Raw genomic sequence first — 18,352 nt, forward strand, 5'->3', positions numbered from 1 at the left:
TCTCCGCATAAGACACCGATCCGCCGCCTGTTGTGACACAGCGCCCGCACCCACGGCACATCGACGGTTCTGTCGGTGCATCCGACCACAATTGGCGGATGGTCGTACAACTGGGCACTGTCATCGTCACGGGCGCCGCCGGGCGCATCGGTTCGACAGTTCGCGAACACCTGCGCGGCGAGGTCACGCAGCTCGTGCTTGTCGACCGGGTCCCCGTGCGGCCGACCGCACCGACAGAGCGGGCGATCCAACTGGATCTGACGGACCTCGACGCGGTGGTGGACGCGTTGGAGGGTGCGGACGCCGTGGTGCATCTGGCCGGCCTTGCGGACGAGGCGCCGTTCGCCGACCTCCTCGACAGCAACGTGCTGGGCACCTACCACGTGCTGGAGGCGGCCCGCCGGCACGGGGTGCGGCGGGTCGTCCTGGCCAGCAGCAACCGCGTCACCGGGTTCTACCCGGTGGGGCAGGTCGTCGACCCGGACACACCCGTACGGCCTGACGGTTTCTACGGGGTGAGCAAGGTCGCCGTCGAAGCACTCGGCCGGCTCTACGCCGACAAGTTCGGACTCTCGGTGGTGTGCCTGCGCATCGGCAGCTTCGAGGACGAGCCGACCGAGGCCCGCTATCTGGCAACGTGGTTGAGCCCGCGCGACGGTGTGGGCTTCATCCGCGCGGCCATCACGGTGCCGGACGTGCACTTCGTGACCGCCTACGCCGTCTCGGCAAACACCCGCGCCTTCTGGGACACCGCTGCCGGAGCGCAACTCGGATACCTGCCGGTGGACGACGCCGAGCGGTACGCCGCGCGGGTACCCGGCTCGGAGGCGCCCTCGGACGCCACCGCATTCCAGGGCGGCGCCTACACCAGCCCGGAATACTCCCTGCGGCACGTCATGGCACCTCCTTCGCCGTCCTGAACGCGCCGATGTGCGCGCCGTGGCCCTGCGTGCCACGGCGCGTCCGGCCCGGTCAGCGCGGTGCGGCCAGCGGCGGCGGCGCCGTCCCGAACGTGGTCAGGAAACGGTCGCGGAAGGTGTCCATCGGCCACACCGGAGCCTGCGGACCGGGCCGCAACCCGTCCTGCCAGCCCCAGCCCGCCACCCGGTCCAGCACGCCCCGGTCCCGGGCGACGATGGTGATCGGCACGTCCCGGCTCGCACCTTCGCCGGTCACCACCGGGGAGGGCTGGTGGTCACCGAGAAACACGAGCACCAGGTCGTCGTCCCCGTACGTCTGCACGTACGAGATCAGCGTCCGAAGCGAGTAGGCGATGGCCTGCCGGTAGCCCGCGCGAGCCCGCCCGGTGTCCCGCTCGTCGGTCTCGCCGTCGTCGGCCGCGGCGGCGTCACCGTGGTAGATCGAACCGTCGCCCACCTCGTCCCAGCCGATCATCTGAGGCACCGCCGTCCACGGCGAGTGGCTGGAGATCAGCGGGATCTGCGCCATGATCGGACGGTCCGCCCTCGCGCGGACCTGCCGCTGGAAGAACGACAGCGTGTACTGGTCGGGCATCGGGGCGTAACTGAAATTCGGACCGCGGTAGCCGAGCGCCTCGGCGTCGTAATAGCGATCGTAGGAGAAGAAGCCCTGCTCCGGCCACGGCTGGGTGGCTGCCGGCAGCACCCCGACGGTCTGCCAGCCGGCCCGACGGAACGCGCCGTTGAGGGTCAGCCGATCGCTGGACAGCAGGGCGCGGTGCCGCTGCTCGTTGTCCGTCCACAGCCCGGACAGCAGGGTGTCGTGCGCCAACCAGCTGCCGCCGCCGAACGTGGGGGAGGTGAGAAAGCCGCTGCGGCTGCCGTACCCGGCTGAGCGCAGCGTTTCGGTCCCGGCGTCCAGCACCGCGTTGACCTGTGGCGCCAGCGCCGGGTTCTCCACCGCGTCACGCCCGTAGCTCTCCACGAACGCGAGGATGACGTCCTTGCCGCGCAGCCCGGTCAGCAGTTGCTCACCCGGTACCTCCCGGAACGGGTCGCTGCCGATCTTCGCGGTGAACCGCCCACTGTCGCGCAGCCGGTCGTCCACCTGGGCGGCGTGCGCGCCGACGAGCGCTGTGACACCGGCGTCGGCCACCGGCACGCCGGGGACGATCCGCACCCCGACCACGGCGCACGCCACCCAGGCGACGGTCAGCGCGGCCACCACCCGCGTCGCCGCCCGCTCGTGGCCCACCAGCAGCGCCGCGAACCGCCGCAGCGCCACGGTCACCCCCAGCAACAGCACGCCGATCAGCAGCACGACGCCGACCGCCGCGCCGAGGGCGCCGGCCCGGCCGGCCGAGTCCCGGACGAAACCGAACGCGTCATCGAGCAGCAGCCAGTCCAGCACCAGGTCGAACGGGCGGTCCAGAGCCGTGCGGAAGCCCAGGTCGGCGAGCTTCACGACGGCCAGCAGACCGAGCAGCGGCCCGACGACGGCCACCACCACCCGCCGGGGCCGCGCCGGCAACGCCAGCAGCAGCGCGGCGATGAGCAGCCCCTCCAGCGGGATGCGCAGAAACGCGCCGGGGGTCAGCTCGCTGAGCCGGTCCGGGCCGACCAGCACGCCGTACACCAGCAGGACCGCCAGCGCCGCACCGAGCGCCCGCCGCGTCCGGCGTCGCGGCACCGACGACACCGCTGGGGTACGCGCGTCGTCCGCCGCCCCCGCACGCGGGCCGGCCAGCCGGCGCAGCCGGGCGGGAAGGGTCATTACCGCCTCCAGTCGGAGTGGACGGTCCCGCCCGAGCGGGCAGCCATCGCCCGCACCGGCAACAGCGGCAGCACGATGAGCGGTGTCTGCCCACCGGTCGGCAGCAGGGGTGGCGCCACCGGCGTGTGGCCGGGTGCCCGGACGGGTGGCGTGGTCGCGGTCTGCGCGGCGACCCGCCGTGCGGCCGGCGCGGGAGCCAGCGTCGAGGTGACCGGCGTGGCGAGTCGGGCGGGTGCCGACAGTCGCCGGTGAGGCATCGGGCGGCGTCGCCACAGCCAGGCCACGTCCCTGCCGAACGACTCGACCAGCAGCGCCAGGGCCGCCACCAGCACCAGCGTGGTCCACGGCTGCGGCAGCACCCCCGCCGCGGCGACCGCCAGCAGCACCCCCTGTGCTGCGGCCACCACCTTGCGCCACAGGCGCGGCGGCAGCGACCCACCCAGCCAGGGCAGCGCCGCGCTCGCCGCGACGAACGCGTACCGCATCAGGCCGATGGCCAGCACCCAACTACCGGCGGCCGGGGCGACGTACACGCTGAGCACCAGGATGAGGAACGCGTCGACCTCCATGTCGAAGCGGGCGCCGAGCGCGCTGACCGTGCCGGTCCGCCGCGCGACCTGGCCGTCCACCGCGTCCAGCAGCAGGGCCACCGCCGTCACCGTGACCAGCAGCCCCACCGGCGTGGGCCGGGAGAACGAGTCCACCACCAGCGCGGTGACCGCGCCGACCAGGACGGCCCGGGTCAGCGTCACCCGGTCGGCCGGGCCGAGACCTGACGCGCCGGCCCGGCGCAGACCCCTGCTCAGCGCGAGGCAGGTGACCGTCGCGTAGCCGACCCCGACCAGCCAGCCGGCCCAGGTCAGACCCACGGTGGCGGCCAACGCCGCCAGCACGACCAGTTGGGCGCTCAGCCCGATCATCGGACCACTTCGAACTGTGGGCACCGTACCTCCGTGTTTATGATCGACGACCCCGACAGGGAACACGGAAAATGTGGCCGTTCGGTTCGGCCCGCAGCGAAGGTGAGGTGCGCGACGGTGATCCGCGAGGCGTACGCCTGCTGGGTGCGCGAGCCCGGCGCGGCGGAGATCCGGCCGCTGTCGCTGCCCGAGCCGGGGCCCGACGAGGTGCTCGTGCGGGCGCGCTACTCCGGGGTCAGCCGGGGCACCGAGACGCTGGTCTTCGCCGGCCGGGTGCCCCCCGACCAGTACGCCTCGATGCGCGCCCCGTTCCAGGAGGGCGACTTCCCCGGCCCGGTGAAGTACGGCTACCTCAGCGTCGGCGTGGTCGAGCAGGGCCCGCCGGAGTTGCTCGGGCGGACCGTGTTCTGCCTGCACCCGCACCAGAGCGCGTACGTCGTGCCGGCCAGCGCCGTGGTGCCGGTGCCGGATGACGTGCCGCCCGCCCGCGCGGTGCTCGCCGGCACCGTGGAGACCGCCGTGAACGCGCTGTGGGACGCCGCGCCGCTGGTCGGCGACCGGGTCACCGTGGTCGGCGCGGGCATGGTGGGTTGCTGCGTCGCGGCGCTGCTGGCCCGGTTCCCCGGCGTGCACGTCGAACTGGTCGACACCGACGCCCGTCGGGCCGGGGTGGCCGGCGCTCTCGGTGTCGGGTTCGCCCAGCCGGACGACGCGGCCGGCGACCGGGACCTGGTGGTGCACGCCAGCGCCACCGCCGCCGGGCTGCAACGCTCGCTGGACCTGCTCGCGCCCGAGGGCACCGTGGTCGAGCTGAGCTGGTACGGGGACCGCCCGGTGCAGGTGTCGCTGGGCGGGGCCTTCCACTCCGGACGGCTGACCGTGCGCAGCAGCCAGGTCGGCATGGTCGCACCCGCCCGGCGGGGCCGGCGCAGCTACAGCGATCGGCTGGCCCTGGCCCTGGACCTGCTCGACGATCCGGCCTTCGACGCGCTGATCACCGGCGCGTCCCGGTTCGGGGAACTGCCCGACGTACTCGCCCGACTGAGCACGGGCGACCTGCCCGCGCTCTGCCACCTCATCACCTACGACGACGGGGAGTGACCGTGTTCAGCGTGACCGTTCGAGATCACATGATGATCGCCCACAGTTTCCGGGGCGAGGTCTTCGGCCCGGCCCAGCGCCTGCACGGCGCGACGTTCGTGGTGGACGCGACGTTCCGCCGGCCCGACCTGGACGCCGACGGCATCGTGGTCGACATCGGCCTGGCCACCGAGCAGCTGCGGGCGGTGGTCGGTGAGCTGTCCTACCGCAACCTCGACGACGAGCCGGCGTTCGCCGGGGTGAACACCACCACCGAGGTGCTGGCGCGTACGGTCGCCGACCGGCTGGCCGAGCGGGTCCACGCCGGTGCGCTGGGCGACGGGGCACGCGACCTGGCCGGCATCACCGTCACCCTGCACGAGTCACACGTCGCCTGGGCCAGCTACGAACGGTCGCTGTGACGGGTGCCGGCCGGGCGTCGCACGATCGGCCCGCGGCCGACGCCGACGCCGACGGCCGCGTGGTGCACGTGGTCCTGCCCGGCGACATCGACGACCCGGGCACGCCCAGCGGCGGCAACACCTACGACCGGCGGGTCTGCGCGGGCCTCGGCGAGCAGGGCTGGACAGTGCGCGAGCACCAGCTGCCCGGTGCGTGGCCGCACCCCGATGCGGCCGCCTGGACGGCGCTGGCCCGGCTGCTCGCCGCCACGCCGGACGACGCGGTGGTGCTGCTCGACGGCCTGATCGCCTCGACCGTGCCGGACCTGCTCAGCCCGCACGCCGAGCGGCTGCGCCTGGTCGTCCTGGTGCACATGCCGCTCGACGACGAGGCCGAGGCCCGCGCGCTGGCCACCGCCCGTGCCGTGGTGACCACCAGCGAGTGGACCCGCCGCCGGCTGCTCGCCCGTCACCCGCTCACCGCCAGCCGGGTCCACGTCGCGCCGCCGGGGGTGACTCCCGCACCGGTCAACAGTGGTTCCGCCGCCGGCGACCGGTTGCTCTGCGTCGCGGCTGTCACCCACCACAAGGGGCACGACGTGCTGGTCGACGCCCTGACGGTCCTGGCCGACGTGCCGTGGACACTGGTCTGCGCCGGCACGCTCACCCGGGAACCCGAGCTGGCGCACCGGCTGCGCGAGCGGCTCGCGGGTGCCGGCCTGATTGATCGGGTGTCGTTCGCCGGCCCGTTGACCGGCGAGGCGCTGGACGGCGCGTACGCCGCCGCCGACCTGCTCGTGCTGCCGTCCCGAGGCGAGACGTACGGCATGGTTGTCACCGAGGCGCTGGCCCGGGGCCTGCCGGTGCTGGCCACCCGGGTGGGCGGGTTGCCGGAGGCGCTCGGCCGTACGCCCGGCGGTGAGCTGCCGGGGCTGCTGGTCCCGTCGGACGATTCGGCCGCCCTGGCCGGCGCGCTGAGCTGGTGGTTGGGCGACGACGCGTTGCGGGCCCGGTTGCGGCGTGCGGCCCTCGCCCGCCGCGACACCCTGACCGACTGGTCGGTGACCGTCGCGTCGCTGGCCGCCGTACTGCGGGAGGTGGCACGTTGACCGTCGAGGAGACCTTGCCGTTCGCCGACTGGCTGCGGCTGCGTGAGCCGGCCGACGCCTCCGCCCGCGCGCAGGACCTGGTGGACGCGGTCCGGCCCCGGCTGACCGGTGCCGCCCCGATCATCGTCCACGACCTGGGCAGCGGCACCGGCTCGATGAGCCGCTGGCTGGCGACCCGACTGCCCGGCCCGCAGCACTGGGTGCTGTACGACCGGGACCCGGACCTGCTGGCCCGGGCGGCGGAGGGCATGGCCGGGGTGGCCGCCGCCGACGGTGCTCAGGTCACCGTGGACACCCGATGCGGTGACCTCACCCGGCTGACCGCCGCCGACCTGGCCGACGGCGCGCTGGTCACCGCGTCCGCGCTGCTGGACATGCTGACCACCGAGGAGGTCGAGCGGGTGGTGGACGCCTGCGTCGGTGCCGGCTGCCCGACCCTGTTCGCCGTCTCGGTGACCGGGCGGGTCCGGTTCACCCCGGCCGACCCGTTGGACGCCGCCGTGCAGGACGCGTTCAACGACCACCAGCGGCGTACCGTCGACGGCCGTCGGCTGCTCGGCCCGGACGCGGTGACGGCCACCGCCGCCGCGTTCACCCGCCGGGGCGTGGACGTGCGGGAGCGGCTCACCCCGTGGCGGCTCGGCCCGGAGCAGGCCGGCCTGGCCGCCGAGTGGTTCCGCGGCTGGCTGGGCGCCGCCTGCGAGCAGCGCCCGGAACTGGCCGACCCGGCGCGGTCGTACGCCGAGCGCCGGCTGGCCGACGCGGCCGCCGGCCGGCTCGCCGTGCTGGTCGAGCACCGGGATCTCCTCGCGGGCGGATGAACCGCCGGCACCCTGGGTACGTGCACTAGGGCAAGTGGACGATCTTCAGGGAGGACCGGCGCCGATGGTGTGGGCCTGGGCACGAGTGGTCGGCGGGGTGGGTCTGCTCGCCGTCCTGCTGTGGCAGGTGGGCAGCGGTCCGTTCCTGGCCGGGGTGCGGCTGATCGACGCGCCGGCACTGACCGCGGCGCTGCTCATCGGTGTCCTCACGACGGTCTGCGCGGCGTGGCGGTGGAGTCTCGTCGCCGACGGCCTCGGGGTGCGGCTGCCGCTGGTGACCGCGGTGGCGCACTGCTACCGAGCGGTGTTCCTCAACGCCACGCTGCCCGGCGGGGTGCTCGGCGACGTCCACCGGGCGGTGCGGCACGGCCGCGACGCCGGCGACGTGAGCCGGGGCATCCGCGCGGTGGTCTGGGAACGTGCCGCAGGCCAGGTGGTCCTGGTGGGCGTCGCGCTGGTGGTCCTCGCCGCGTTCCCGTCCCCGGTGCGGCCCTACCTGCCGGCCGCCGCCGCGTTGCTGCTGGCGGGCGGGTTGGTCGCCGTACTGCTGGCGCGGGTCCTGCCCCGGACCGGCCGGTCCCGGTGGGCCCGGGGGATGCGGACGGCCGTCGCGGACGTGCGGTCCGGGCTGTTGTCCCGGCGGACCTGGCTCGGTGTGCTGATCGCCTCCGCCGTCATGGTCGCCGGCCACCTGGCGACCTTCCTGGTGGCGGCACGTACCGCCGGGTCGGACGCCCCGCTGTCGCGGCTGCTGCCGCTGACCCTGCTCGCCCTGCTCGCCATGGGCCTGCCGCTGAACGTCGCCGGCTTCGGCCCGCGCGAGGGAGTGGCCGCCTGGGCGTTCGGCGCGGCCGGGCTCACCGCCGCCGAGGGCGTCGCCACCGCCACTGTCTACGGTGCCCTGGTTCTGGTCGCCAGCCTGCCCGGCGCCGCCGTGCTACTCGCCCGCCGCGCCCGCAATCCCACCACCGTTCGGGAAGCCGCCGCCGGTGGCGGCGGTTGAACCGTTGGTGAGACGGTTACGCGTCGCCGTGGGACGGTGGCGCCGGACAAAGGAGTCCCATGCTCGAAGCACTCCCGGTCGCCACGATCCGAACCCAGGTCACGGTGCCTCTGGCGTTCCCCGACGGCTACGCCACGACCGTCCGCGTGTTCTCGTTCAAGGGACTGGTGGACGGTCGGGAACACCTCGCCCTCGGCCTCGGTGACTGGACCGGCGCGCTGGACCGGCTCGCCGCCGGTGGTGAGCCGCCGCTGGTCCGCCCGCACAGCGAGTGCCTGACCGGTGACGTGTTCGGCAGCCAGCGCTGCGACTGCGGGCCGCAGTTGCGCGAGGCGGTGCAGCGGATCGCCGACACCGGCGGTTTCCTGCTGTACATGCGGCAGGAGGGCCGGGGCATCGGCCTCTACGCCAAGCTCGACGCGTACGCCCTGCAGGACGCCGGACTGGACACCTACCAGGCCAACGTCGCGCTCGGCCGGGGCGAGGACGAACGGGACTACAGCGCCGCCGCGCAGATGCTCGCCACCCTCGGCGTGCCGCGCATCCGGCTGCTCAGCAACAACCCCGACAAGGAAGAGCAGCTGACCCGGCTGGGTGTCGCGGTCACCGAGCGCGTCCCCACCGGCGTCTTCCTCTCCCCGGCCAACGCCGACTACCTGGCGGCGAAGGCGGCGAAGGCGGCCGAGACCGAGGCGGCGGAGGCGCGGGCGGGCCGGACCCCTGACCGGTCCGTCTCCCGGTGAGCTGCCGCCCGGCGCCACCACGGCCGTACGTGCTGCTGAGCTGCGCCGCCTCCATCGACGGGTACATCGACGACGCCTCCGACCAGCGGTTGCTGCTGTCCAACGAGGACGACCTGGACCGCGTCGACGCGGTCCGTGCGTCCTGTGACGCGATCCTGGTCGGCGCCGCGACGGTCCGCCGCGACGATCCCCGGCTGCTGGTGCGCTCCGCGGCGCGTCGGGCCGAGCGGTTGGCGTGCGGCCGACCCGCCACGCCGACCAAGGTGACCCTGACAGCCCGGGGCGACCTCGACCCGACCGCCCGGTTCTTCACCGCCGGCGACCCGGCCCGGCTCGTCTACTGCGCCACCGGCGCGGTGGAGAAGGCCACGGAACGGCTCGGCCGGCTGGCGACAGTGGTGGACGCGGGTGAGCCGGTCGAGCCGGCGTGGATCCTGGCCGATCTGGCAGGTCGGGGTGTGCGCCGGCTGATGGTGGAGGGCGGCGGGACGGTGCACGCCCAGTTCCTCACCGCGGGTCTCGCCGACGAACTGCACCTGGTGGTCGCCCCGTTCTTCGTCGGTGACGGCCGGGCGCCCCGGTTCGTCGGCGAGGGGCGCTTTCCCTGGAATCCGGGTCGTCGCGCCCGACTGGCCGAGGCCCGCCAGATCGGCGACGTGGTGCTGCTGCGCTACGCCCTCTCCGACCGGTTCACCGACACCGACGGTTGACCCGATCGGGGCAGCAGGCCCGACAGTGCCCGGCCCGACGGGCAGCCCTGGCGTAAGCGTGATGTCGCTGAGACATCAATATGTCTCAGCGACATCGCCCTCAAACGCGGAACCGGGCCGTGGGCGGCCGAGAAGTGCCTGTCGCACCGTGTGATCAGGACACCGGTGTCGGCTGCGTACCATGCGGGGCTGGGTTTCCTCGTCGCGGCGGAGGTATCGGGCACATGGCAGGCCAGCACGAGGGTTTCGCCCTCGGCGTCGACCTCGGTACGTCCAACACGGTCGCGGTGCTGCGCTGGCCCGACGGGCGGACCCGTCCACTGCTGATGGACGGTCAGCCGGTCAGCCCGTCCGGCGTGTACGCCGATCCGGAGGGCACCCTGCACGCCGGCTGGGACGCCCGACGGCTGGCGCAGGCCGATCCGGCCCGGTTCGAGCCGAACCCGAAGCGCCGGGTGGACGAGCCGGCCGTGCTGCTCGGTGACCGCTCGTACCTCCCGGCCGAACTGCTCGCCGCCGTGCTGGCGGCGGTCGGACGGGCCGCGGTCAACACGGTCGGCTTCCTGCCTCCGGCCGTGCTCACCTGCCCGGCGGCCTGGGACGAGACGCGGCGGCAGGTGCTCGCCGACGCGCTGCTGCAAGCCGGTTGGCCGCAGGCCGCCGAGCACACGCTCGCCGGGCCGACGCCGCCGGGCACCCGGTTGCTGCGCGAGCCGGTGGCCGCCGCCCGCTACTACGCGCAGGTGCTGCACCGACCGGTGCCGGTCGGCGGCGCGATCGCGGTGTTCGACTTCGGCGGCGGGACGCTCGACGTCGCGGTGCTGCGCAACGAGGGCGCCGACCCGTGGGGCGACTCGGGCTTCAGCGTGATCGCCGATGGCGGCCTGCCCGACCTGGGTGGCCTGGATCTCGACGCGGCGCTGGTGCGGCGGGTCGGTGAGCTGCTCGGCCAGCGGCACGCCGCGCAGTGGGCCCGGCTGGTCGGGCCGTCAGGCCCGGAGCAGCGCCGCGACCAGGTCCGACTGTGGGACGAGGTCCGGGGCGCGAAGGAGACGTTGTCCCGGTCCACGGTGGCGCCGGTCGCGGTGCCCGGGGTGGCCGAGGCGGTGCAGCTGACCCGGGCGGACGTCGAGCGGGTGGCCACGCCACTGCTGCGCCGCGCGGTGGACCGGGCACGGGAGGTGATCGGCGCCGCCGGGCTCAGCCCCGACCAGCTCGCCGGGCTGTTCCTCGTCGGTGGCTCGTCGCGGATCCCGCTGGTGGCCCGGCTGCTGCACGCCGAGCTGGGGGTGGCGCCGACGGTGCTCGACCAGCCGGAGCTGCCGGTGGCCGAGGGCGCGCTGACGGACCTGCCGCTGCGTCGTCAGCTGCCCGCACCGGCGTACGCGGGACCGCCCGCCGCCCCGCCAGCGCCGCACGCCGCCCCGCCAGCGCCGCACATGGCCCCGCCGGGGTCGCCCGTGCCGTCGCCGGTGAGTCCGCCCGCGGTGGCCGTGCCGTCGTCACCCGTGCCCACCGCGCCGACCGTACCGTCGCAACCTGGGCCGGGCTGGCCGGCGGCGACCGTGCCGGGGCCGGCGGGCGTACCCCGAACCCTGGTCGGTGGATCGGGCGCGACCCCGCCGACCCCGCCGCCCGCCGCGACGTCCTGGCGGAGGGCCCGCTGGGTGGTGCTCGGCGCGGTGCTCGCCCTGGCCGGGGTGGCCACGGCGGCGACGCTCTACCTGACCCGGGACCGCTATCCGGATCTGGAGTTCGGGTCGCTGCGTGAGGTGGCGCGGCACCAGGCCGGCGCCGAGCGCCCGCGCGGCATGTGGACGGCGGTGCTCGGCGACCGGGCCTACCTCGGGTACCCGCTGCCGGACAACCGGCTGGAGGTGGTCGCCGTCGACACCGGCACCGGCGACCAGTTGTGGCGCAAGCCGACCGGCGTGACCGCCGACAGTTGGACGGGGCTGGTCGCCGTCCCGGGGGCGGTCGCGGTCCTCGCCAACGCTTCGGGCAGCAGCACGCCGCGCGCGCTGGCCGTCCTCGACGGCCGCTCGGGCGCGCAGCGCTGGCACCGGTCGATTCGCGGTGACGACGACGTCTACTTCTCCGACGACATGGCGGTGGTGGTGGACCGCGCCGCCGGCCAGTTGGTTGGTCTGCGCATGGGCGACGGCACCGAGAAGTGGAACAGGCCCAACCCCCGCGACCAAGGCGGCGGATTCCGCACCGTCGTCCGGCCGGTGGGCAGCGACAAGGCCGCCGGCGGGCCGGCCTTCCTCGACGGCACACCTCGCGACCCGTGGGCCGGCAAGGGGCGGCGGCTCGTACAGATCGGCGCGGACCGCTCGGCGCGACTGCTCGACATGGCCTCCGGCGCCGTACTGCGGGAGTGGGGCAACGTCGCCGACCTCGACGACCTGGTGGTGGCGCACGAGGACCGGCTCTTCGTGGCCGCCAACGAGGGTGGGTTCCAGCTGCTGGCGTACGACCTGGGCTCCGATGCCGCCCCGGTGGTCCTCTACCGGGCCGGGAACGACCAGCATCGGCCGAAGGGGCTGGTGGCCTGCGGCGAACGGCGGGCGTGCCTGATGCAGACGCAGAGCAGCGACGCCGAGCGTACCGAGGTGGTGGCGGCTGCCGAGGGCGAGACCCCGGTCCGCTGGTCGGCGCCCGGCACGACCGGCCTGGTGCCGCTGGGCGAGCACGTGCTCACCCAGCGGGAGTACCCGAAGCCGACGGTCACCCTCTTCGACGCCGCCGGCAAGCCGCTGGCGCTGCGCGACCGCCCCGGCGTGGCAGCCCGGCTGGACGCGGGGAACCTGCTGGTCTTCGCCGAGGCGCCGAGCATGGTGGCGGACAACCGCAGCGTGGCCGGCGTGTGGGCCGGGTCGGGTGAGTTCGACGAGCTGGGCGAGCTGCGGGACGTCCGCAGCGCGTCCTGCTCCTGGAACACCCGGGTGATCGCCTGCGGTGCGGACAAGGACTTCGTGCTGTACCGCTTCACCGACGCCTGACGCGCTGCCCCGCAACGGTCAGGCGCGGACGATGCTCGTCCCGTCGACCCGAACGGGGATCTCGGTGAGCCCTCGCGTGGCGGGGCCACCGAGGCGGGCGCCGTCGCTGACCGCGAAGGTCGAGTTGTGCGCCGGGCAGGTGATCACCCCGTCGCGGGGAGCGCCGACCCGCACGCCCTGGTGCGGGCAGGTCGCGTCGTACGCCGTGAAGGTGCCGGCCTCGGGCTGCACGACCAGCACCCCGCCGACGATCGTGCCGCCGCCGACCGGCACGTCGCCGGTGCTGGCCAGCACGCTGCCGGGCTCGGCGGCCGCCGGAGCGGAGGGACTGTCATCGGCGCCGCAGGCGCTCAGCACTCCGGCCGCGCCGATCGCGCCGGCCCCGGTCAGCAGCGCCCGCCTGCTCAGGCACCAGCGCTTGTCGCGGAGGAACTCCTGCCCGTCGTACACCGTCGTCACCTCTTTCGTCGCGGCCCGGACCGCCGGCGGCGTCCCGTGCTCGCCGGACCAGCCTGCCCCACCCGGCTGGACGCGCGATGCGACGAACCTGGACGTTGGCTGGGTGCGGAGCGGCTCCCAGCGGCGGCCCGTACGATGCTCCGATGATTCTTCGGGGTACGGTCCGCGCCGATCGTCCGCTGGTGGTGCTCGCCGTGGGGGAGGAGGCCCGCTACCTGCCGCCCGAGCTGCCGGTGCTGCTCACCGGGATGGGCAAGGTGAACGCCGCCAGCGCGGTCGCGGCGGTGCTGGCCGCCGGGCCGCGCCCCAGCCTGCTGCTCAACCTGGGTACGGCCGGGGCGCTGCGCCCCGGCTGGGCGGGCATCCACGAGGTCGCCTCCGTGCTCCAGCACGACCTGGACACGGCCCTGCTGCGCACGCTCACCGGTGAGACCTACGGGGCGCCGCTGGCGCTGGCCGCCGAGGGGGCGGTGCTGGCCACCGGCGACACGTTCGTGGCCGACGACGACGCGCGGGACCGGTTGGCGCAGCGCGCCGACCTGGTCGACATGGAGGGGTACGCGATCGCGTGGGCCGCCGCGCAGGCCGGTGTGCCGTGCCGGCTGATCAAGCAGGTCAGTGACGAGGCGGGCGAGGGTGCGGCCCGGACCTGGCGAGAGTCGGTGGACGCGTGCGCCCGGGACCTCGCCGAGTGGGCCGGTCGACACCTCGCCTGACCGGTGCGGTCAGGTGCCGGCCCCGGGCGCCAACGCCCCCGGCCTGGTATCGCGTTGCTCCGGGGGGATCATCACGTGGCCGGCGAGCGCGAGGGCCACGACCACGCTGACCAGCAGCGGTGGCCAGCCGCCGGCCCACGGCAGCGCCAGCAGGGGCAGGAGCTGCCACCCTGCCCGCCACCACGGCACGTGGCCGGCCACGACCAGCGCGAAGAGGGCGCGGCCGAGCACGAACAGCATCGGGCCACCGATGATCAGTACCAGTAACCGCACAGGTGTCGTTCCGACCGGGTGTTCGACGACCAGGTGGAAGGCGGACGCCGTGACGACCACGCCGACCAGCATCACCAGATGGGTGTACGGGGCGATCCGGGCGGCGCGTCGCCCCGTGATGCCGGCCTCCAGCAACTGCCCGGCCCGGAAGACGTAGATGTGCCAGAGCAGCAGCATGGTGGCGAACGCGCAGAGCAGGGCACCAGCCGGGAGGTGATCGAAACCGCTCCGGCCGACCTGTAGGACGGGCATCAGGATGATGTCGCCGAGGGCCAGGATGACGAACTGCTGGTAGCGCTCGCCCAGGTGCTCGGTCGTCCCCTTGTACTGCTGCAGCGGCACGCGGCCCAGACGGGGGGTGGGGTAGCGCAGCGCGGCGGCGGTCAGGTCGATGGCCATCGCGACGGTCCAGAGCTGCCATTTCACCGTGCCGCTGATCCCCCCGCCGATCCAGAAGACGCCGGACACCAGGAACCAGAACAGGAATCGTGCGGCGCGGGCGGTGGCCGCCCGGTGCCGATGCCGGGACAGCGTGGTGATCAGGATGATGCCGCGCACCACGTGCGTGGCGACGTACGAGAGCGCGAAGATGAGCCCGTACTGGCTGGGCAGGGCGGCCGCCATGCCCACCGACCCGACCATGGCCACCATGAGGATGGCCTGGATGGGGCCTTGCTGCGGGTCGTAGAACTCGGTGGTGGTGGTGGTGACCGCCCAGGTCCACCAGATCGCCGTCAGCATCAGCAGCACCGACGCGACACCGGGCCAGCCGTCGTGCTCGGCGACGAGCCGCGACACCATCGCGAGCGCCGCCACGAAGACCACGTCGAAGAGCAGCTCCAACAGGGTGGCCCGGGTCGACCCATCCTGGTCGCGGACCAGCGCCGCGGTGTCTCCGGTGGTCATGCCGGCCTCCCGTGTCTCCGGAATTATCAGCGGCACCGGTGCGGCCCGTCCGGGGATCAACGATTCCGGTCGGCCCGGTGTTGCCCTGGCCACGGCTACCGGGCGATGCTTCATGCATCCACACATTTCGATCATATTCGGAGGTTCGGATGCGTCGCTCCCCGCTCGTCGCTCTGGTCCTGACCGCCCTCCTGCTCGTCGCGCCCGGCGCCGCGCAGGCCGCCGTGCCCGACCGGGTCACCGCCGACCCGGCCGCCGTGCTGGCCGGGGTCCGCACGGCGGGCACCGCCTGGGGCCTCGACCCGGCCACCGGCCGGATGACCCTCACCGTCGACGACACCGTGGCCCCCGCCGAGGTGGCGACGCTGCGGGCGGTCGCCGACCGGGCCGGCGCCCTGCTGCGCCGGGAGCCCGGCACGCTGCGCACCCTGATCGCCGCCGGGCAGGGCATCTACGGCGGTGGCGCCCGGTGCTCGCTGGGCGCCAACGTGCGCAGCGGCAGCACCTACTACGTGGTCACCGCCGGGCACTGCACCACTGCCGTCAGCGCCTGGTACGCCGACAGCGCGCAGACCACCGTGCTCGGCACCCGCACCGCCACCAGCTATCCCGGCAACGACTACGGGCTGATCCGCTACACCGGCCGGATCGCCCACCCGAGCGCGGTCTACACCTATCCGGGGCTGCTGACCATCAACAGCCACGGCAGCGCGTACGTGGGTCAGGCGGTGTGCCGCAGCGGTGTGACCACGGGAGTGCGGTGCGGCACGGTCACCGGCCTCAACCAGACCGTCAACTACGGCGGCGGCAACAGTGTCTCCGGTCTGATCAGGACGAACATCTGCGCCGAGCCGGGTGACAGCGGCGGGCCCCTCTACGTGGCGTCGACCGGCGTCATCCTCGGCATCCTCTCCGGTGGCAGTGGCAACTGCACCTCCGGCGGCGTCTCCTACTACCAGCCGATCGGGGAGGTGCTGGCCGCGTACGGGCTGACGCTGCCCTGACCGCCGTTGCGCTCAGCGCAACGGTTGCTCAGGCAGCGCAACGGGCCTAGGCTCGGCGGCACCCCGGACCCCCTCCGCGAGGACGTGTGCCCCCATGCCGACCGAGCCCCGACCCGACGACGCGGCCTCCCCGGCCGGCTCACCGCCGGCCGAGGTGGTCACGGTGGGGGAGACCATGGTCGTGCTCTGCCCCGCCCCCGGCGAGCCGCTGGAGCACGCCGAGCGGGTCGCCCTCTCGGTCGGCGGCGCGGAGTCCAACGTGGCCGGCTACCTGGCCCGGCTGGGGCACCGTGCGGCCTGGGTGAGCCGGGTCGGCGACGACCCCTTCGGCCGGGCCGTCGTGCGGCATGTCGCCGCTGATGGCGTCGACGTCGACCTGGTGACTGTGGATCCGACCGCCCCCACCGGCCTGTACGTCAAGGACCCCGGTGCCACGGCCACCACCGTGCACTACTACCGGGCCGGCTCGGCGGCCTCCCGGATGGACGCCGACGCGCTGGCCGACCCTCGGCTGATCGGTGCGGCGGTGCTGCACCTGTCCGGCATCACCCCGGCGCTCTCCGACTCGTGCCGGGCGCTGGTCACCCACGCGGTCACCGACCGGCCGCTGCCGGGCGCGCTGGTCAGCTTCGACGTCAACCACCGGGCGCGGCTCTGGCCGGCCGAACGGGCCGCGCCGGTGCTGCGGGACCTCGCCGACCGCAGCGACCTCGTCTTCGTCGGTCAGGACGAGGCCGACGCTCTGTGGGGCACGGCAGACCCGCTGGCCGTACGCCGGCTGCTGCCCGGGCCGCGGACGGTGGTCGTCAAGGACGGCGCGGTGGGCGCCACGGCCCTGTTCCGCGACGCCGAGCCGGTCTTCGTCCCGGCGCCCCGCGTGGCGGTGGTGGAGCCGGTCGGCGCAGGGGACGCGTTCGCCGCCGGCTACCTGGCCGGGGTGCTGCGCGGCCTCGATCCCGTCGGCCGGCTGCGCCTCGGTCACCTGGTCGCCGCGCAGGCGCTGGGCAGCAGCGGCGACAACGCCCCGGTGCCGCCGTGGTCGTGGTTCGAGCGGCTGCTCGGCGACCCCTGGTCACCACCGGACCTGACCGGCGCGCGGGCGGAGGGCTGAGGCGTGTCCGAGGGCGTCGACCGGGCGATGCGCGTGCTCGAACTGCTGGCGCGTGAGCCGGCCCCACTCGGGGCTGTGGCCGCGGACCTGGGAGTGCACAAGTCCACCGCGCTGCGCCTGTTGCAGACCCTGGAGGCGGGTGGATTCGCGCGCCGCAGCGACGGTGGCTGGGCGGTCGGGCTGCGGTTGATCGATCTCGCCCAGCAGGCACTGGACTCCCTGGACGTGCGCGCGGTGGCCCGCCCGCATCTGGCGGCGCTCGGGCGCGACTGCGGGCACACCATCCACCTGGCCCAACTCGTCGACGACGACCTCGTCTACGTGGACAAGATCGAGGCCCGTGGTCAGGTGCGGATGTACTCCCGGATCGGTCGCACCGCGCCACTGCACGCCAGCGGGGTGGGCAAGGTGGTGCTCGCGTACGGCCCGAAGTCCTGGCTGACCCGGCTGGTCGAGGGTGCCGAGCTGCGGGCGTACACGCCGGCCACCATCTGTGACCCGGCCGCCCTGCGCGCGGAGCTGGCGACCGTCGCGGAGCAAGGCTGGGCCGCCGACGACGGCGAGTTCGAAACGCTGATCACCTGCGTGGCGGCACCCGTGCGGCAGGCCGACGGGTCGGTCATCGCGGCGGTGTCTGTGACCGCGCCGACGGTGGTCGCCACCCTCGCCGACCTGCGCCGCCTGCTGCCCCGGCTGCTGGCCACCACCCAGCAGATCTCCCGCGACCTCGGATGGAGTGCACCATGACCACGACGGATTTCGACCACATCTTCGGCGGTGCCCGGGTGATGGCGATCCTGCGCGGCCTCCCGGTCGCCGAGACCGTCCGGCTCGCCGAGCGCGCCTGGGATCTCGGCATCGACGTGGTGGAGGTCCCGGTGGCCACGCCCGACGCGGTGCCGGCGCTGCGCGCCGCCGTCGAGGCGGGCCGCGCGCGAGGCCGGATCGTCGGCGCCGGCACCGTGCTCGACGTCGACCAGGTCGCGGCGGCGGCGGACGCGGGTGCCGCGTTCACCGTCGCGCCCGGCCTCGACCTCACGGTCGTCGACGCCGCCGCCGCGCGTGGCCTGCCGCACCTGCCCGGCGTGGCCACGCCGACCGAGGCGCAGCAGGCGCTGCGGCACGGCCTCACCTGGCTCAAGGCGTTCCCTGCCATCTCGCTCGGCCCGGCCTGGTTCAAGGCCGTCGCCGGCCCGCTGCCACAGTTGCGCTTCGTCGCCACCGGCGGCCTCGACGCCAGCAACGCCGCCGCGTTCCTCGAAGCAGGCGTACGGGTGGCAGCCGTCGGTTCGGCCCTGTCCGACCCGACCCAGCTCGACCAGTTGGCCAAGCTGGCGACACATCCGCGCTGATCTTGCACGTACTGCCCCGTCGAAAGCTGCCAATCGGGACAGATC

The 18,352-nt window shown here is 74.4% G+C and carries 17 protein-coding genes and 1 pseudogene; 14 read left to right on the plus strand and 4 right to left on the minus strand.

Features of this window, described 5'->3' with window-relative positions:
* The first annotated feature begins 98 nt into the window (after nucleotides 1–98).
* Nucleotides 99–920, plus strand: a complete 822-nt coding sequence (locus ABZ780_RS03645; RefSeq protein ID WP_357000231.1) for an NAD(P)-dependent oxidoreductase — start codon at nucleotides 99–101, stop codon at nucleotides 918–920.
* A gap of 52 nt (nucleotides 921–972) precedes the next feature.
* On the opposite strand, the gene ABZ780_RS03650 is transcribed toward ABZ780_RS03645, so the two are convergent.
* Together ABZ780_RS03650 and ABZ780_RS03655 are read right to left on the minus strand one after the other, a co-directional pair.
* Entirely contained in the window at nucleotides 973–2,694 is a 1,722-nt protein-coding gene (locus ABZ780_RS03650) for a sulfatase-like hydrolase/transferase (protein ID WP_357483828.1), read from the minus strand.
* 266 nt (nucleotides 2,695–2,960) lie between these two features.
* A pseudogene (locus ABZ780_RS03655) lies at nucleotides 2,961–3,614 on the minus strand (CDP-alcohol phosphatidyltransferase family protein); the annotation flags it as partial.
* 117 nt (nucleotides 3,615–3,731) lie between these two features.
* Between ABZ780_RS03655 and ABZ780_RS03660 the strand changes: the two are divergent.
* From ABZ780_RS03660 to ABZ780_RS03695, 8 genes are all read left to right on the plus strand, one after another.
* Entirely contained in the window at nucleotides 3,732–4,715 is a 984-nt protein-coding gene (locus ABZ780_RS03660; RefSeq protein WP_357483831.1) for a dehydrogenase, read from the plus strand.
* A gap of 2 nt (nucleotides 4,716–4,717) precedes the next feature.
* The gene (locus ABZ780_RS03665) at nucleotides 4,718–5,116 is read left to right on the plus strand and encodes a 6-carboxytetrahydropterin synthase (RefSeq protein WP_357000240.1); all 399 of its coding nucleotides are present in this window, start codon (nucleotides 4,718–4,720) and stop codon (nucleotides 5,114–5,116) included.
* A 62-nt stretch (nucleotides 5,117–5,178) separates the two neighbouring features.
* A complete protein-coding gene (locus tag ABZ780_RS03670) occupies nucleotides 5,179–6,204 on the plus strand; it encodes a glycosyltransferase family 4 protein (protein ID WP_357484071.1) in 1,026 nt (341 codons plus the stop codon).
* Complete coding sequence (locus ABZ780_RS03675) at nucleotides 6,201–7,025, plus strand: class I SAM-dependent methyltransferase (RefSeq protein ID WP_357483834.1); 825 nt, start codon at nucleotides 6,201–6,203, stop codon at nucleotides 7,023–7,025. Before ABZ780_RS03670 ends, ABZ780_RS03675 begins: the two co-directional genes overlap by 4 nt.
* Nucleotides 7,026–7,089: 64 nt before the next feature.
* Nucleotides 7,090–8,028 carry a lysylphosphatidylglycerol synthase transmembrane domain-containing protein gene (locus ABZ780_RS03680; RefSeq protein ID WP_357484074.1) on the plus strand — a complete coding sequence of 313 codons (939 nt, stop codon included), beginning with the start codon at nucleotides 7,090–7,092 and terminating at the stop codon, nucleotides 8,026–8,028.
* A gap of 59 nt (nucleotides 8,029–8,087) precedes the next feature.
* Nucleotides 8,088–8,771, plus strand: a complete 684-nt coding sequence (ribA, locus tag ABZ780_RS03685; RefSeq protein WP_357483837.1) for a GTP cyclohydrolase II — start codon at nucleotides 8,088–8,090, stop codon at nucleotides 8,769–8,771.
* Complete coding sequence (locus tag ABZ780_RS03690) at nucleotides 8,768–9,481, plus strand: dihydrofolate reductase family protein (protein ID WP_357483839.1); 714 nt, start codon at nucleotides 8,768–8,770, stop codon at nucleotides 9,479–9,481. Before ribA ends, ABZ780_RS03690 begins: the two co-directional genes overlap by 4 nt.
* Before the next feature lie 224 nt (nucleotides 9,482–9,705).
* A complete protein-coding gene (locus ABZ780_RS03695; RefSeq protein WP_357483842.1) occupies nucleotides 9,706–12,486 on the plus strand; it encodes an Hsp70 family protein in 2,781 nt (926 codons plus the stop codon).
* 18 nt (nucleotides 12,487–12,504) lie between these two features.
* Here ABZ780_RS03695 and ABZ780_RS03700 read toward each other — a convergent pair whose 3' ends face one another.
* Nucleotides 12,505–12,936 carry a Rieske (2Fe-2S) protein gene (locus ABZ780_RS03700; RefSeq protein WP_357000252.1) on the minus strand — a complete coding sequence of 144 codons (432 nt, stop codon included), beginning with the start codon at nucleotides 12,934–12,936 and terminating at the stop codon, nucleotides 12,505–12,507.
* Nucleotides 12,937–13,088: 152 nt separating this feature from the next.
* Here ABZ780_RS03700 and ABZ780_RS03705 point away from each other — a divergent pair, with 152 nt between their 5' ends.
* Nucleotides 13,089–13,661, plus strand: coding sequence for a nucleosidase (locus ABZ780_RS03705; RefSeq protein WP_357000254.1), 573 nt, complete (start codon nucleotides 13,089–13,091; stop codon nucleotides 13,659–13,661).
* Between the two features lie 9 nt (nucleotides 13,662–13,670).
* Here the strand turns inward: ABZ780_RS03705 and ABZ780_RS03710 are convergent, their stop codons facing one another.
* Nucleotides 13,671–14,840 (minus strand): low temperature requirement protein A, encoded by a 1,170-nt coding sequence (locus ABZ780_RS03710; RefSeq protein WP_357483845.1) that lies wholly within the window; start codon nucleotides 14,838–14,840, stop codon nucleotides 13,671–13,673.
* A gap of 149 nt (nucleotides 14,841–14,989) precedes the next feature.
* On the opposite strand from ABZ780_RS03710, the gene ABZ780_RS03715 reads away from it, so the two are divergent.
* The 4 genes from ABZ780_RS03715 (at nucleotide 14,990) to ABZ780_RS03730 (ending at nucleotide 18,307) form a co-directional block, all read left to right on the plus strand.
* Entirely contained in the window at nucleotides 14,990–15,844 is an 855-nt protein-coding gene (locus ABZ780_RS03715) for a S1 family peptidase (protein WP_357483848.1), read from the plus strand.
* 94 nt (nucleotides 15,845–15,938) lie between these two features.
* The gene (locus ABZ780_RS03720; RefSeq protein ID WP_357483850.1) at nucleotides 15,939–16,955 is read left to right on the plus strand and encodes a sugar kinase; all 1,017 of its coding nucleotides are present in this window, start codon (nucleotides 15,939–15,941) and stop codon (nucleotides 16,953–16,955) included.
* 3 nt (nucleotides 16,956–16,958) lie between these two features.
* Nucleotides 16,959–17,702, plus strand: a complete 744-nt coding sequence (locus tag ABZ780_RS03725) for an IclR family transcriptional regulator (RefSeq protein WP_357483853.1) — start codon at nucleotides 16,959–16,961, stop codon at nucleotides 17,700–17,702.
* The gene (locus tag ABZ780_RS03730; RefSeq protein ID WP_357483856.1) at nucleotides 17,699–18,307 is read left to right on the plus strand and encodes a bifunctional 4-hydroxy-2-oxoglutarate aldolase/2-dehydro-3-deoxy-phosphogluconate aldolase; all 609 of its coding nucleotides are present in this window, start codon (nucleotides 17,699–17,701) and stop codon (nucleotides 18,305–18,307) included. Before ABZ780_RS03725 ends, ABZ780_RS03730 begins: the two co-directional genes overlap by 4 nt.
* Nucleotides 18,308–18,352 lie beyond the last annotated feature (45 nt).

It is taken from the genome of Micromonospora sp. NPDC047467 (assembly GCF_040643095.1).
In the GTDB taxonomy this organism is placed as follows: Bacteria; Actinomycetota; Actinomycetes; order Mycobacteriales; family Micromonosporaceae; genus Micromonospora.